At 68.4% G+C, this 12984-nt stretch carries 13 protein-coding genes; all 13 read right to left on the bottom strand.

From position 1 onward, the window contains the following. A partial coding sequence (gene traN, locus QZY07_RS23695; RefSeq protein ID WP_295408282.1) for a conjugal transfer protein TraN occupies positions 1-1932 on the bottom strand: 1932 nt, incomplete at its 3' end. Further along, positions 1907-2920 carry a TraU family protein gene (locus tag QZY07_RS23690; protein ID WP_295408280.1) on the bottom strand — a complete coding sequence of 338 codons (1014 nt, stop codon included), beginning with the start codon at positions 2918-2920 and terminating at the stop codon, positions 1907-1909. The genes QZY07_RS23690 and traN, both read right to left, overlap by 26 nt. A gap of 4 nt (positions 2921-2924) precedes the next feature. Beyond that, positions 2925-4172 (bottom strand): TrbC family F-type conjugative pilus assembly protein, encoded by a 1248-nt coding sequence (locus QZY07_RS23685; RefSeq protein WP_295408261.1) that lies wholly within the window; start codon positions 4170-4172, stop codon positions 2925-2927. After that, positions 4159-4749: a signal peptidase I gene (gene lepB / locus QZY07_RS23680; protein WP_295408256.1), complete on the bottom strand. Its 591-nt coding sequence runs from the start codon at positions 4747-4749 to the stop codon at positions 4159-4161. Before lepB ends, QZY07_RS23685 begins: the two co-directional genes overlap by 14 nt. Continuing rightward, on the bottom strand, positions 4736-5134 hold the full coding sequence (locus QZY07_RS23675; protein WP_295408254.1) for a hypothetical protein: 399 nt from the start codon (positions 5132-5134) through the stop codon (positions 4736-4738). Before QZY07_RS23675 ends, lepB begins: the two co-directional genes overlap by 14 nt. Then, on the bottom strand, positions 5131-7527 hold the full coding sequence (traC, locus tag QZY07_RS23670; protein WP_295408252.1) for a type IV secretion system protein TraC: 2397 nt from the start codon (positions 7525-7527) through the stop codon (positions 5131-5133). Before traC ends, QZY07_RS23675 begins: the two co-directional genes overlap by 4 nt. Then, complete coding sequence (locus tag QZY07_RS23665) at positions 7524-7823, bottom strand: RRXRR domain-containing protein (protein WP_295408250.1); 300 nt, start codon at positions 7821-7823, stop codon at positions 7524-7526. The genes traC and QZY07_RS23665 overlap by 4 nt, the downstream gene beginning before the upstream one ends. 81 nt (positions 7824-7904) lie before the next feature. Beyond that, entirely contained in the window at positions 7905-8258 is a 354-nt protein-coding gene (traA, locus tag QZY07_RS23660) for a TraA family conjugative transfer protein (protein WP_295408248.1), read from the bottom strand. 40 nt (positions 8259-8298) lie between these two features. Then, complete coding sequence (locus QZY07_RS23655) at positions 8299-8952, bottom strand: TraV family lipoprotein (protein ID WP_295408246.1); 654 nt, start codon at positions 8950-8952, stop codon at positions 8299-8301. Further along, positions 8949-9752: a disulfide isomerase DsbC N-terminal domain-containing protein gene (locus QZY07_RS23650; protein WP_295408244.1), complete on the bottom strand. Its 804-nt coding sequence runs from the start codon at positions 9750-9752 to the stop codon at positions 8949-8951. Before QZY07_RS23650 ends, QZY07_RS23655 begins: the two co-directional genes overlap by 4 nt. Positions 9753-9789: 37 nt before the next feature. Further along, complete coding sequence (locus QZY07_RS23645; RefSeq protein WP_295408242.1) at positions 9790-11130, bottom strand: TrbI/VirB10 family protein; 1341 nt, start codon at positions 11128-11130, stop codon at positions 9790-9792. Beyond that, positions 11131-12102 carry a type-F conjugative transfer system secretin TraK gene (locus tag QZY07_RS23640; RefSeq protein ID WP_295408240.1) on the bottom strand — a complete coding sequence of 324 codons (972 nt, stop codon included), beginning with the start codon at positions 12100-12102 and terminating at the stop codon, positions 11131-11133. Positions 12103-12173: 71 nt separating this feature from the next. Further along, a complete protein-coding gene (locus tag QZY07_RS23635; RefSeq protein WP_201098090.1) occupies positions 12174-12812 on the bottom strand; it encodes a TraE/TraK family type IV conjugative transfer system protein in 639 nt (212 codons plus the stop codon). Positions 12813-12984: the final 172 nt, after the last annotated feature.

Raw genomic sequence — 12984 nt, 5'->3', positions numbered from 1 at the left:
GCGTTGCGCGCCGAGCTTGAATTCGTCCTCGGTGCATTCCCAGATGAGGTGGATCAGGATCATCACGATGGTGTAGATCAGGTACGCCCACATGACGTACAGCAGCACCGTGCCCACGACGCCGCCGAGTCCGATATTCGTGGTGAGTGCCGTGCCATCGGCGGCAAAGGCCGCGCCGCCGGTCGCGGCATCGGCAAACAGCAGATTGGCGGCTTGAGGGCCGAACAGATTGGCGGTCCATTGCGCGGTCTGCTGCATGAGTTGTTGCTTAAACGCGCCGATCACCCCCTCCTTGGCCGCTTCCGTGGTCGCCGCCGCCGTATTGCCCGTGACGTTATTGACCGCCGAGGTAAAGCCGTCCTGCACCGCCGCCCAGGTATCGACCAGCGGCGAGCGCAGCGTTTCCCAGGCCCCGAAGCCGGGAGTGGCCGTGCCGGCGGCGTTCAGCGTCATGGTGACGCGATCGAGCTTGGCGATTTTGAAGATCAGTTGCAGATAGTTGCCAAGGGAAATCCCGTCGGGCGTTGTGCAGCAGTTGACGATGCCGCCCACCGCCCGCTTGCAGTCGCTGGCGGTGCCCTTGAAAACCTGGCAGTGACCGCCGGTACAGTCGCTGTCGAGCGTCACGAACTCGGCGGCCTGAAGGGCCGCGACCGCCGCACCGAAATCGCTCGATTGCTCCGGGGTAAACGACGCGCAGTCGTCGCCCAGGCAGCGGATCTCGCCGCCGCAGTTCAGGTCCGAGATGCGCGTCGTGTTGGCGATGGTCTCCTCGGTGCCGCAGTCATAGACGCGCTGGTGGACATAGCAGACGCCGGTGCGGCCTTGGCCGTTCTCGGCGCACTGCTCGCCGATGGCCTGGCAATGCGCGTTGGCCTCCAGCGTCGCGCAATTGGCCTGATCGCCGGGATTCTCCGGGCACTGTTCTGCTCCCGTGGGATCGGTCCAGCAGTCCATCGGACCCTCGTTGAAACTGGTGCAGTCCAGGCTGACGCGCACCGCCATGCAGGCCGCGCCGATCCCGAAGAATTCTTCCCAGGGTTCGTTGGCGCTGAGCCCGCCATAGGGCGGGCGCACGAGTTCGCCGCCGCAGAGACTCCCGCCCGGCACGCCGATACAGTTGGCATTCGCATTGCTGGTACAGGTCACGACGCTGCGACAGAAGCCATCCCCCACCCGGTCACTGCCGGCAGGGAACGCTCCCCAGCGATCCTGGTCGATCACCGGACGGCGCGTGTAGCGCACAATTTCCCACACTTGAGTCGTGACCTCGTTGCCATCCGCATCGACGCTCGTGTAGGTGACCCAGTCCCAAACCAGATCCCAAAAAATTCTGGCCGACAGGGAGCGGTGAACGGTTGCTGTCCATTTCGGCTGCACTTTATCGGCGATCAAACAGGCTTCGTCAGCGGGCACCTGCACCGTGGTGGGTTGATCGAGAAAGGTCGACTCCCAGGTGCAGTCGCCATAGGTGGCGGCGAAGCTGTCGAGCGACAGCGTGGTGGCATCGCTCAGGGTCCACAGCGGATCGTCGTGGAGCGCCGGGCGCGCCTGCCCGACCGGCGCGATCAGGGTCTGATACGCCTGCGCGCTCGGGGACGCCTCGGCGAACGGCGTGGCCACCAGGTCCGATTGCGCCTGCCCGCCCGCCGCCTGAGCGCCCGCCGGGTCGTCGGAGAACGCCGTCCAATCGGCAACCGCGCCCGCGTCGGCGCCCGGAAAGTAGACCCGAAAATCGTCGGGACGCGCGAAGGGCGTCAGGCGGACGGGATCGGCGCCAAGCGTCGTGCCGAACGCCTGCCCGTCGCGGGCGGCCTGACCGAACAGGTCTTGGCCCCAAGTCAGCGCCCATGGTGTCCAGGCGACGGCGACCGCCAGCAGGACGCACAGCGCGCGGCGCGCGCCGTTAATCAAAGGTGGCGCAGCAGTCATGCCAGCGCCACAGGAGGTAGAGGTGATCGTCGCCCACGCCGGGCACATTGCGCCAGGCGCCCCAGCGCAACTCGCTTTCGCCGATGACATGATTGGAATGAGCCTCCGGGAGGGGATAGAACTGCGACAGGCGGTACTGCGTCTTGGGCAAGGTGAGCGCCAGGGGCGCGGTGCAGAGGGCGTCGTTGCCCATCGTGCGGCGTGCCAGGCCGCGCCGATGCAGGGCGGCCAGCACCCGCGCGCTGGCCAGACTCATCTCGGAGGGGCGGCCGTTGAGCGTCGGCACGCGCCCGGTGAAGGGATAGAGGCTGCCCCAGGCGCCGGCGCACCAAAACAGGGAATCGAGCGGCAATTGCGCCGTGGTCGCCGAGGCCGCATCGACCAGACAGGCCGCCTGCGCGACCGGATTGGCGACGAAGGCCGCTTCGGGGTTGGTGAAGAACGCCAGTTCGTCGTTGTTCCAGGTCGGATCGAGTTCCGACAGATAAAGCAGGTCGAAGTCGGTGAGGCGATCGACGTTGCAGGTGTCCGGGAAGAACAGATCGAGCATGACGAGCAGCGGAAAGGCGTAATAGTGATAGTTGTAAAACGCCTTGTCCGAACCGTCGTAAGCCGCCTGGCCGGGCGTGCCCAGGGTCCGCAGGACCCCCAGATCCAGGCGGCCCCCGCCCAGGGACGGCATGCAGCCGGGTACCCGGATCAATTCCACGAGGCGCGCCGGTTCCCACAGGCTGATGGTCAGGCCCGGTTGGGGCAGGCCGAGCGGATCGGGGCAACGGCACAGGGCTTGAGTCGCCGCGCCAGCGGGAACCGGGCCGCTGCCGATCGGGACGCCCGCGAGGCGCACCGGAAACAGGCAGGCCCAGCAGACGTCGGTGATGAGCTTGGCCCCCAAGAGTTCGGCGTCGGGACAAACGGCATTGCTGGCTTGGACCGGGCCGCCGATCCCGGCGAGGAACAGGAGCGTGACGAGCGTGCGGTTGAGCATCGCGTCAACCCTCCGGGGGCCATTCGCGCACAACGAGCGTGCCCTCCCCCGCCTCGACGACGGCGGGCACCCGTTCGATCCGAAAGCGCGACTGCACCTCGGGCGTGAACCGATACAGCGGTTCGCCGAGCGTCTCCTGGACGGCGCGAAAGCCCGCCCATCCGGCGTCCCGGTCCAACTGACTGGCCAGATACAACGGTAACTGGCCCTCGGCGCGACTGGCCTGTCCGCGTCGCGCGACCGAGGCCACCTGACGGGGATCGCTGGCATCGAAAATGAAGAGGCGCTGACGAAACGGCATCACGTCCAGCGGATTGACCTGCGCGCCGGCCTCGACCAGGCGCGTGCCGTCGGGCAGCTCGACGGGGGCAGTGGCCGTGACCGTGATCTCCAACCGCCGCTCGCGGGGCACGGTCGCGGTGGGCAGCGCGATCAAGGCGGTGCGTTCCCAGTAGCGCGCCAGGGCCGCGTCGCGCTTGGCCTGCCAATCGACGTTCGCGACGCGCCGTTGCAATTCCTCGATCAAATCGGGTTCGTCGATCGCCACGGCGGGACCGCGCACCCCCAGATCGCCGCGTGCGCCCTGGCGCACGCGCTCCAAGAGCCAATCCGGGCGATCCAGGCCGGTGACGCGCGCCAGTTCCTCGCCGTGGGCGTTGGTGGCGATCAGGGTCGGCGCGAGGTCGACCGCCGGGGTCAGGAAGGGGCGCGGATCGAGTTCGATGTTCGGCAGTGCGGTGTCGGCGTCGCGCGGCAACAGGCGATGGATGCCGCGCAGAAAATCGGTCAGGGATTCGTTTTCGGCCACGCCGCGAAACACCAGGCGCACGTTCGGGCGTCCGGCAGCGAGCGCGAACAAGTCGCGCAGCGCGGCCTCGCCCAAGGCGCGCGACACCAACAGGGTGACGACGATGGTCGGGGTCGGCACGGTCGCGTCGGTCGGCGAGGGGGCGGGCGACGGGTCGGGGGGCGGCGGCAAGCGTAACCCGTCCGGTCCGCCCACGTCGGACGGCTGAATCGCCGGGGCCGGGGTCTGCGGCCGCAGCGGCGCGACCTGTAATTCGCGCTGCCAGTGCGCCTGCCGCGCCTGTTGCGCCTCCAACCAGGCCGGACGCGGGGCGGTCAGCGCGGCGTTCTGGAGTTCCACCGCCTGATCGCGCAGGGTCGCGTCGGGCAGCGGGCCGGCGGCCAGCACCCAGCCGCCCAGGCCCATGACGAACCACGCCAGATGGCGAGCGTTACCGCAGGACATAGACTTTCCCGATCATCCGCGCCATCGGCAGCATGCCCCAGTAACGCGAATCGAAACTGTCGGCGGTCTCGCCCAGCATCCAGAAATGCTCGACCGGGACGCGCGCCTCGCGGGCGAAGCTCGCCGGGTCGCGTCCCAACGCCTTGGCCAACGCCAGTCCCTTGGCCATGACCATGCCATTGATCCGGGTCGCCTCGGGCGTCACGCTCACCCAATCGCCCGGCACGCCGGCGGCCCGCTTGACGAACAGCGCGCCCTCGAAGGCGGGGACGCCCGCGCCGACCAGGCGAAACGCCACCAGATCCCCCTGCACGATCGCCTCGGGGGTCGCGTGAGTGTCGATCACGAACAGCCAGGCTTGATTGAGCAGGCAACCCTGCGTTTGGAAATCGAGGCCCACGCGATAGCGGTTGGCGGCCAACGCGCCCAGCGCCAACACGAGCGTCAGGGCCACGGCGGCGCTGGCCATCGCGCGCCAGGTGGACCGGGATCGGGATCGGGTGGCGGGCGGGCGACGTGCGGGCGGCGTGGGCGGCACCCAGGCCAGCGGGCCGGCGGGACGATCAGTTCGGGGCATCGGGCACCTCGGCGGCGGGAATGTGTAAGGCAGGGGGTGCGGCCAGCACCGCTTGACGCTCCAGCACCAGTACCCCGTGCGCGGCCAGCCGGTCGGCGGTCTGGGTGTAGGCGCGCAGCACCGCCGGTAACTGCGTCGGCGACGCCGCGCGGGCCGCCGTCGCCAGATCCAGGAGCATCACCGGCGGGCGCAGCGCGAGCGCCCGATCGAGGCGTTGCTGGAGCCACCAGGCCGTGCCCACGCCGGCCACGGCGGTCGCGACGAGTACGACGAGCAGCACGCCGCCCAGGCCCAAACATGAGACGTTAGGTGTGTGTGCCGGCGCATCCAGGTCCGCGCGCGGGGCGGCAGGCGCGGCGACTGGAATGGGTGCGTCGGCGTTCATGCGCGGCCCTCGCGGGTCTGGAGCAGTTGACGAATCGCCGCGTCCACGCTCAGTCCCTGACGGCGCAGCGCCGTGAGCGCCGCAACATCGCGTGGATGGGTCGAGTAGAGCAACTGCCGGAAGGGATCGACAATCAGGCGTCCGATCCCGGCGCCGGCATCGCCGATGACCAGGATTTCCGAATAGACGCCGGGAATCGTGTGCACGGTCTTGAGCAGTTCCGCCCCGCTCTCGGTGAGCGGCAGGCGCTTCTCGGCCAGCAACTGATCGATGGCCTGGGTCGGTTGCGCGAGCAGGAAGGTGTGGGCGGAGTTTTCGGCAATCGCCCGTCCGGTCGGATTGCTGTAGAGATCGTTCAGGGATTGCGTCACCGTGACCGCCGATCCCCGATACTTGCGAAAGCGTCGGTAACCGGTCTCGATGAACTTGGCGACATCGCCCTGGGCGAGCAGATCCCACGCCTCGTCGATGATCACCAGCTTCGGTTGCGCGCGCTCCCCGAGATACATGGCCTGCTGGATCTGATCGATCAGTTGCAGCAACACCACCTGCTGGAGATGTTTGCGCCCTTTCAGTTCTTCGAGTTCGAGCACCACGAAGGCGGCGTCGAAGGCGATGATGTTGGGGCCGTTGAAGTATTTGCCGTACTCGCCCGCCGTGGTGAAGGGATAGAGTTGCGTACTCAGATCGCTCAGGCGCAGGTCGCGCTCGGCGGCCAGGGCGGCCGCGATCCGGTCGATCGTCATGGCCTGGCCATGGGCGTCCCAGACCCGTTTCAGCACCCGCTTCAACCCCGACAGCGCGTAGTCGTCGAGACGACCGGAGGGTGAAATCATGGCCGCGAGCAGCGCCGCGATCAGGTCCGCTTCTTCATCCCAATGTTCGATCAACGCGAACGGATTGAGGCACAGCGTCGTGTCGCGGTCGAAGGTCAGAAACTGTCCGTCCAGCGCCTCGCAAAGCTTTTCGTCGCTGCGCCCGACATCGATCACCCAGCAGCGCCCGCCCACCGAGAGCGCCGTGGAGATCAGTTCGTTGGTCAGGAAGGATTTCCCCGATCCCGACTGCGCGGCGATACAGGCGTTGTCGTTCGAGGTCGAATCGAACAGCGACAGATTCATCAACTGACCGCCGCGACTGATCAGGTTGAAGACGGGGGTGCCGGTGCCTTTCCAATCGCCGAGGACCGGCATCAGGTTGACGACGTGCGTGGCGGTCAGGGTGCGGTCGCGTTGCAGGTCGCGGATCGCGGTGCGATCCGCCCCGAACGGCAGGCTGTTGAGCAGGAGCGGAAGCGTAAAATAGTGATCCGCCAGCACCTGGAATCCCAGTTCGCGCCAGTAGGTGCGCAGGTTCGAGGCGGCGGCGGCGTTGTCGCGCGAGGAAAACAGCACCAGCCCCAGATGCGCCTTGACCGGACGGTCGCCGGCGTCCAGGCGCTCGAACAGCACCCGAAAGCCGCGCGCGCGCTCGCCCAGACGCGGGAGATAGGTCGCGATCGGCCCGATCGCCATGTTGGTGGCCCACTGACTCTGGGTCTGTAACGACCCGCGGGTCCGCTCGGGTTCCGGAAACAGCAGATTGAGACAGATCAGCAGGTTCTGCGGAATGCCGCGCGCCCCGGAAAACGGATCGTTCAGATAACGCGCCGCCAGACCGAACGCGAGCCGATCGGGAAAGCGTTTGACCGAGAGCGTCTGCACCCGGCAGTCCCCCAGCGCGATCCCGTGGGCGTCGACCTCGATCGCCTGATCGGGATCGAGGAATTGTTCGTTGAGCAGGCGCGTGGGATCGGCCTCGGGCAGCGCCCGTTGCCGCCAGCTCGCCGCGTCCCCCCAGTTGAGCAAGGTGTTCATGACGCGCACATAGCTGGCGGCGGTCAGGACGCGCGGTTGCAGGCCGATCGTTTTCAGCACCTGTTCGGTACTGGCTTTCAGATCGATCGCCACCTGCTGTTCGCCGTCGGTGGGGGTCGCGCTGGCCAGCGGCAGCTTGACCGTGATCAGCGTGTGCAGTTCGCGCAGACGCATCTCGCTGTGCGCGATGAGCGGCTGTTGGACGCCGGCGCGAAAAAACGCGGTGCGTTCGGCGGTCGCCGCGCGCAAGACCGGCGATGGCACGTCGGTGCGCAGTCCGTTCATCGCCGCCAGCGTGGCTTCGATGTCGGGCGAGGCCCACAGCAGGACCTGCATCGCGGTGTCGGTCGGCCACTCCTGATTGACCAGGGCCGACAACCGATCCGCCGTGCCTTGATCGGCTCCGGCCATCGGTTGACAGAGCCAGCCGAACGCCAGGCTGTCGTCGTCGAGCAGAAACAGGCCCTGGTCGGGATCGTAGGCGAGCGCCGGAAAGAGCCGGTTGGCACGATCGCCACGAAACTGGCGTTCGTTCATTGCGCTTGCTCCGGGTTCGCGACCGTCGTGCGTAACTGCAACAGCGGCGGGGTGCGGCAGAGGAAATGCGCGCGGCGCTGGGCGAGGAGTTGGCGTGCCCGCGCCGGGCGACAGGGGTTGAGCAAGACCCGATCGGCATCGCACACCAGCACGCGCACCCGTCCGCGCGTCACGTCCAGGGCGTGTTGGAAGAGGCGCGCGCGGTTCTCGGGCGAGAGCGTCTGGAGATCCTGAAACAGTGTGGTCGGGACCGCCAGAAAGTGGCGCGGTGGGCGATCGGTCGGTGACGTCGGCATGGTGCGGTCTCGAATACAGGGTAGGCCGTTGCCGGCCCGATCTCGGCACGAAGCCGGTTCCGCATGACTCAATGCGTGGCGCTACAGGACGATCGGAAGCGTGGCGGTGAACAGGGTATCGATGATGTTCGGGGCGACCAGCATGCCGACGCCGGCGGCCACGCCCACCACGAAGCCCATGATCGATTGGCGCATGACGCCGGCGACCAGCCCCACCAGAATGAAGGACACGGCAACGATCTTGCCGAGCAGGCCGGTCATCCAGCCCGTCAGCAGTTCATAAACAACCAGAAACTCGGTCCCGGTGGTGTCGCCGGTGCCTTCGCCGGCGGCGGCCAGCAGCGGGGCCAAGGCGCAGGCGGCGAACAGGACGGGGCCAGCGTAGCGCGCGGCACGGGACGAACGAGACGACGGACAAGCGTGAGGTGACAGCATGAAAGACTCCTTGAGGTCGAGAGCGTGGTGAGAACGTCGTTTACGGACGACGGGGGGGCGTGCCCGGCGTACCGGGCGACGTGCTTGGAGTCGCGCCGGTTGCCGGGGCGCGTTGTTCCCGTTGCAGCGGTTTCAGCAGCGCCTGACTGAAGCGATCCGGACCGGCGGCCAGCGTCCAGGTTTTGGGCGCGATCTCGGTGAAGACGTAGCCGCTGGCATGCAAATCGGATTGGCGGTCTTCCCAGGGCGCCAGCCAGATCCGCATGACCTGCGCGGGCATCCGCAGCGGGATCGGATCGGGCGAGCGCGGCAGCAGCAGGTCTTCGACCGCGCCGGCGCTGGGGGGGCGGTCCGTATCCGCCGTCGGTGCGGATGACGGACGCGCGGCACGCTTGGCCACCGGCGTTGGCGCGGCCCAGCCGAACTCCGACTCGCGGTCCGCGTCGCGACGGGACGTGGCGCGCGCGGGCGGGTCGGTCTCGGCCGCGGCGGTCGCGGGCGCCTCGGCGCCATTGGTCAGCGCATACACCTGCGAGGTCGGAAGACACAGCGGATCGCTGGGACGGCCTTGGCAACCGAACGCCTTGTCGCCCACCGCCAGCGAGCCGCAACCGGCGGTCAGACTCGCCGCGCCGAGCCACAGCGTGGCGATGGCCAGGGGCAAGGCACGCGGGGTCAGGGGAGACGCGCTCATGCCTGCCCCCCGGCCAGCCAGGCCAACAGGTCCGTCGGCACCCCGGTCTGTAACCGCCCGTCGGGGGCGATCAGGAAGGGCACCGAGGTCACGCCCAGCAGATGCGCGGTCACCAGCGCGCGCTGGAGCGCGCCTTGTCCGCAACGTTCCTGCGCCGGGGGCAGTGCGGCCAGCCGATGTGTCAGCAACGCCTGGGTGGCCGCCGGACGATCGGTCTCGGCGAGGCAATTGAGATTGACGGCGGCGGCGAGCGACGGCGCGCCGAGCAGCGCCAGCGGAATCAGGCGAAAGCGATAGGGCGCGCGTTGTGCCGGCGACAACCCGTCGAGCTGTTCGAGCAGCGTGGCGCAATGGGCGCAGGCCGGATCGACGAAGACCAGCACCTCCCGCGACCCGTCGCCCACGTCGAGCGCACCCAAGTCGTTCAGGTCGAGTTTCAGGCGACTGATGTCGATGCGCCCCATCAGGCGGTCGGCGTCCGCCAGCGAGGCGATCCGCTCGCCATGCCACAGGTCGATGGCGGGACCGAGAAAAACATAGCGTCCGTTGGCGGAGACGAAAAAGGTCTTGTCGCCCGACTGCACGATCGACACGCCCTGCACGGGCAGCCGACGCAGACCGTCGATGCCCTGCATCAGTTCGCCGATCGCGGGCTGATCGTCCAGGAACGCGGGAGCCGGCGTGGGGGCGCGGGGAACGGGCGTGTCGGCGCCCAAGCCGACCAGCGGCAGACTCAGCGCCACGGCGACCGCCAAGGTTGGCGGTGCCCAGGCGAAACGGGAAGCGGGGATGGTTGGCATGCGGTTCTCGGGATGAGTGATGGAAAAAAGCGCGGCGCTAACGGCGCGCGGCGCGCCCGCGCCCGGTGTCGAGCAGTTGTAACGTCGCACCTCGGTTGAGGATCACTTCGATCGAGCGGCCCGCATCGATCTCGACGACCGGGAACATCTCCTGGGCCATGTCGAGGTAATACTCGGCGAGGCGGTCGAGCGCTTTGCCGGTGCCGCTCATGGCCGCGCCTTGCAACGAGTCGCCGGAGAGCACGTCCTGGAACGGCACCTGCGAGCCTGGCGTGGTACTGATGACCGAGACCTGCTGTTGGCCAAAGACCTCGGAGATCCCTTCCATCAACGAGACCTGCATCGCCTGGGCGATGATCTGCCCCTGCTTGGAGACCAGGCGTCCGCGCAGGCCCACCTTGCCGTCTTCGCCCACCGCGTAGCCGTCCACCGGCACTTCGATCACGCCGCCGTCATGGCGCACGCAAGTGATCAGTTCGGTGCGCAGAAACGCGCGTTCGCTGGAGAGGTCGCCGTACCCGGCCACCGTGACGAAGCACTCGCGCACGTCGGCGCGGAAGCGATTGGGCAGGATCGCGTGGTCTTTTAAGCGCACCAAGGCGGGATAGGGGTCGCGGCGGGCTTGCTTGCCGGTCGGCGCGTCCATGCCCGAGAGCAGGACGCCGCGCAGAATGCTTCCGGCCGGGATCACGACGCGTTGTGCCGCGGCGGTCGTGGCCGCGATGTCCGCCGCGTCTGGCGCCGGCGCGGCGGCACTGGCGTCGCTGGCCACCACCCGGATCGCCAGCGGATGACGCCCCTTGGCGGCGTCGCCGCGCGGATGGGGACTGAGCGTCTGGAGCGCGGCGCTGGGTTTCGCCTCGAACAGGGCCGGATCGTCGAGCGCCGGTGCGGACGGCGCGCGGGGGGGCACGGGGACCGCCGTGCCGTCCGGGACCGCGATCGGCGTTGGGACCGGTGTCGGGACGGCGGCGGTCGGCGCGGCGGCCAGAGCTTTGACGCGTTCGAGGTCGCGCTGCAGGGCGTCCAGACTCGCCGCTTGCTGCTGTTGCAACGCCTTGAACTGACGCTCGGCGGCGCCCGCCTCGGCGGTTTTCTGTTGGGCCAGACGATTCCCGGTTTCCGTCAGCTGGCGCTCGACCTGCGCGAGACGTTGCGCCAATCCGTCGATGCCGAGGGCGCGCGGATCGACCTCCGTGAGCAGGGTATCGGTCATGCGCTCGCGTGCCTGTTGCGCGCGGCTGGCGGGTGTGCTGGGCGCGTTGCCGAACGCCAGGACCACCATCGACGCGATGGCGCCCAGGACGCCGCCCAAGACCACGGCACGACGCAGGCCGGGCGAGAGGCGTTCCCACGCGGCGGGCATTGTCAGGGACATTTAACGTCCTCCCCCGGTGCGCAGCGAGGGCCGCTCCGGGTGCCGTTGCTCGGGCGTGCGCGGACGCACCGCGACATAGAGTTCGACCTGCTCGCCCGGTGCCAGCGAGACGCGCGGCCAGGCGGCCACCGCGACCGTCTCGCCCTCGACGCTGGCGCGACAGGCGCGTTCCTCGATGTCCAGCGGGGCATCGGACGTATTGCGCGCCAGGGCCGTCAGCAGCCACAGCTCGCCCCCTTCCAGCACTTGACCGCGCGCGGTCGACAACCCGAGTTGCGCACAAGTGACGGTTTCGTTGCGCTTGGCCTGGCGCAGGCTGTACCCGCTCGGCAGCGCTTCCTTCGCCAGCGCGCGCATCGCTTCGGTGAGGTCTTCCACATAGTCCGACGCGGCGGCGGTGCTGGCGGCGCCGGGGGAGGCGAACGCGGACGCCGCGCGCGGCGTCGCGGGCCACGGATCGGTCAAGACCAATTGGATTTCGCGCGGGGGCAGCCGCCGGGGGGCGAGCGTGAGCGAGAGGGCGTGATTGGGATCGGAGGCATCGCTGACGAACAGCGTGACCGGCGCCTCGTTGGCGGTCGCGACATAGATCGCCGAGCCGTCGACGCTGGTGGTCGCGTCCGAGACGGTGCGCACCTGCGGATTCGGAAAGGGGGTAAGAATCCGATTGAGGTGATCGATGGCGATCTCGACCATCAGGTTGACGCCGGCGGTGGCGTTGACGCGCAACGGACCGACCTCCAGATGACTGGGCGTGGCGGATGCCGCCCCTGGAGCCGCCGTGCGCAGGAAGCGTCCCGCGTGCGGTCGCTCCTGGCCAGCCAACAGCGCGTTCGGCACGGCGGGGAGCGCAATGCCCACGTCGTCTTGCGCGCCGAGCGGTCCGCCGGCGAGCGACAGCGCCAACGCGAGCAGACTGACCCAGGGGCGCGGGGGAGCGGCGGAAGAGAGCGGGCGGCGATCGTGCAACATGCGGCAGTGTCCTTGGTCGACCATCGAAAGCGGGGCGTCAACGCGCCGCCGGGCGGCGCTGGGAGTGGTGCTTACTCAGAAAGCGGCTCGGGAAGCGGCTCGGGAAGCGGCTCCAGCAACGACAGCTCGGTGGGTGTCTGTCGTTCCTCACGGGCCTTCTCGTTCTCGTAGGCGTCCAGATGCGTGATCAGGGGTCGGTAATGCCGGAACGCGACGCGGATCTCGTAGGTGCGCGCGCGCGTCACTGGGCTGGCGTTTGGCCCGCTGACGATCTGTTTACCCTGCACCCGCACCAGATCGCCGGTCGCGTCGTAGCGGACGATTTCCGGGGAAAACCGCACGCTGACCTGATCGCGCCGCAGCGCCTCGACCTGGGCGGCGAGACGTCGTGTCACCTCGGCGCGGATCGCCGGACTGAGCAGCGGTTCCAGGGTGTCGCGCAGGAACGGGGCGGTGGTCGGGGTGGCGTTCCCGAGCAATTCGGCGACGAACAGCCCCCACGCCTCCTTGACCGACTGACTGGCGCTCTCGCGGGCGACGTTCACCTGCTGTTCCAGGATGGGCGGCACCAGGATGACCGTGCGTTCCGCTTGCAGCAGCGCCACCAGGGTCAGCAGGTTGGTGCCGAGCAGCGCCAGGAGCATCCAGCGATGAAAGTGGTTTTCCGTGACCAGGCGATGCCAGGTTTGACGAAACAGCGTGAGCGTCATGGCAAATACCGGCGAATGAACGGATTGGGCGTGGAGCGATGCGTCATGGGCAGGAGACCGGCCTTGATCATCGATTGGTCCACCGTTGCTAAGCTGCCACAGCGAGCAAATGGGGTGGGCTCGCTGGCCGCGGTCGTCGTTTCGCAGGCCGCGCCGGCCAAGGCATACGCTC

Origin of the sequence: uncultured Thiocystis sp. (genome assembly GCF_903866365.1) — a bacterium.
Classification (GTDB): Bacteria; Pseudomonadota; Gammaproteobacteria; order Chromatiales; family Chromatiaceae; genus Chromatium.
This window is presented reverse-complemented; position numbering and strand designations above follow the sequence as displayed.

What these genes read in the sequence shown, in the direction of transcription:
- QZY07_RS23690 (WP_295408280.1), bottom strand. Translation starts at nt 2,920, where the DNA reads ATGCTCAACCGCACGCTCGTCACGCTCCTGTTCCTCGCCGGGATCGGC.
- QZY07_RS23685 (WP_295408261.1), bottom strand. Translation starts at nt 4,172, where the DNA reads ATGTCCTGCGGTAACGCTCGCCATCTGGCGTGGTTCGTCATGGGCCTG.
- lepB (WP_295408256.1), bottom strand. Translation starts at nt 4,749, where the DNA reads ATGCCCCGAACTGATCGTCCCGCCGGCCCGCTGGCCTGGGTGCCGCCC.
- QZY07_RS23675 (WP_295408254.1), bottom strand. Translation starts at nt 5,134, where the DNA reads ATGAACGCCGACGCACCCATTCCAGTCGCCGCGCCTGCCGCCCCGCGC.
- traC (WP_295408252.1), bottom strand. Translation starts at nt 7,527, where the DNA reads ATGAACGAACGCCAGTTTCGTGGCGATCGTGCCAACCGGCTCTTTCCG.
- QZY07_RS23665 (WP_295408250.1), bottom strand. Translation starts at nt 7,823, where the DNA reads ATGCCGACGTCACCGACCGATCGCCCACCGCGCCACTTTCTGGCGGTC.
- traA (WP_295408248.1), bottom strand. Translation starts at nt 8,258, where the DNA reads ATGCTGTCACCTCACGCTTGTCCGTCGTCTCGTTCGTCCCGTGCCGCG.
- QZY07_RS23655 (WP_295408246.1), bottom strand. Translation starts at nt 8,952, where the DNA reads ATGAGCGCGTCTCCCCTGACCCCGCGTGCCTTGCCCCTGGCCATCGCC.
- QZY07_RS23650 (WP_295408244.1), bottom strand. Translation starts at nt 9,752, where the DNA reads ATGCCAACCATCCCCGCTTCCCGTTTCGCCTGGGCACCGCCAACCTTG.
- QZY07_RS23645 (WP_295408242.1), bottom strand. Translation starts at nt 11,130, where the DNA reads ATGTCCCTGACAATGCCCGCCGCGTGGGAACGCCTCTCGCCCGGCCTG.
- QZY07_RS23640 (WP_295408240.1), bottom strand. Translation starts at nt 12,102, where the DNA reads ATGTTGCACGATCGCCGCCCGCTCTCTTCCGCCGCTCCCCCGCGCCCC.
- QZY07_RS23635 (WP_201098090.1), bottom strand. Translation starts at nt 12,812, where the DNA reads ATGACGCTCACGCTGTTTCGTCAAACCTGGCATCGCCTGGTCACGGAA.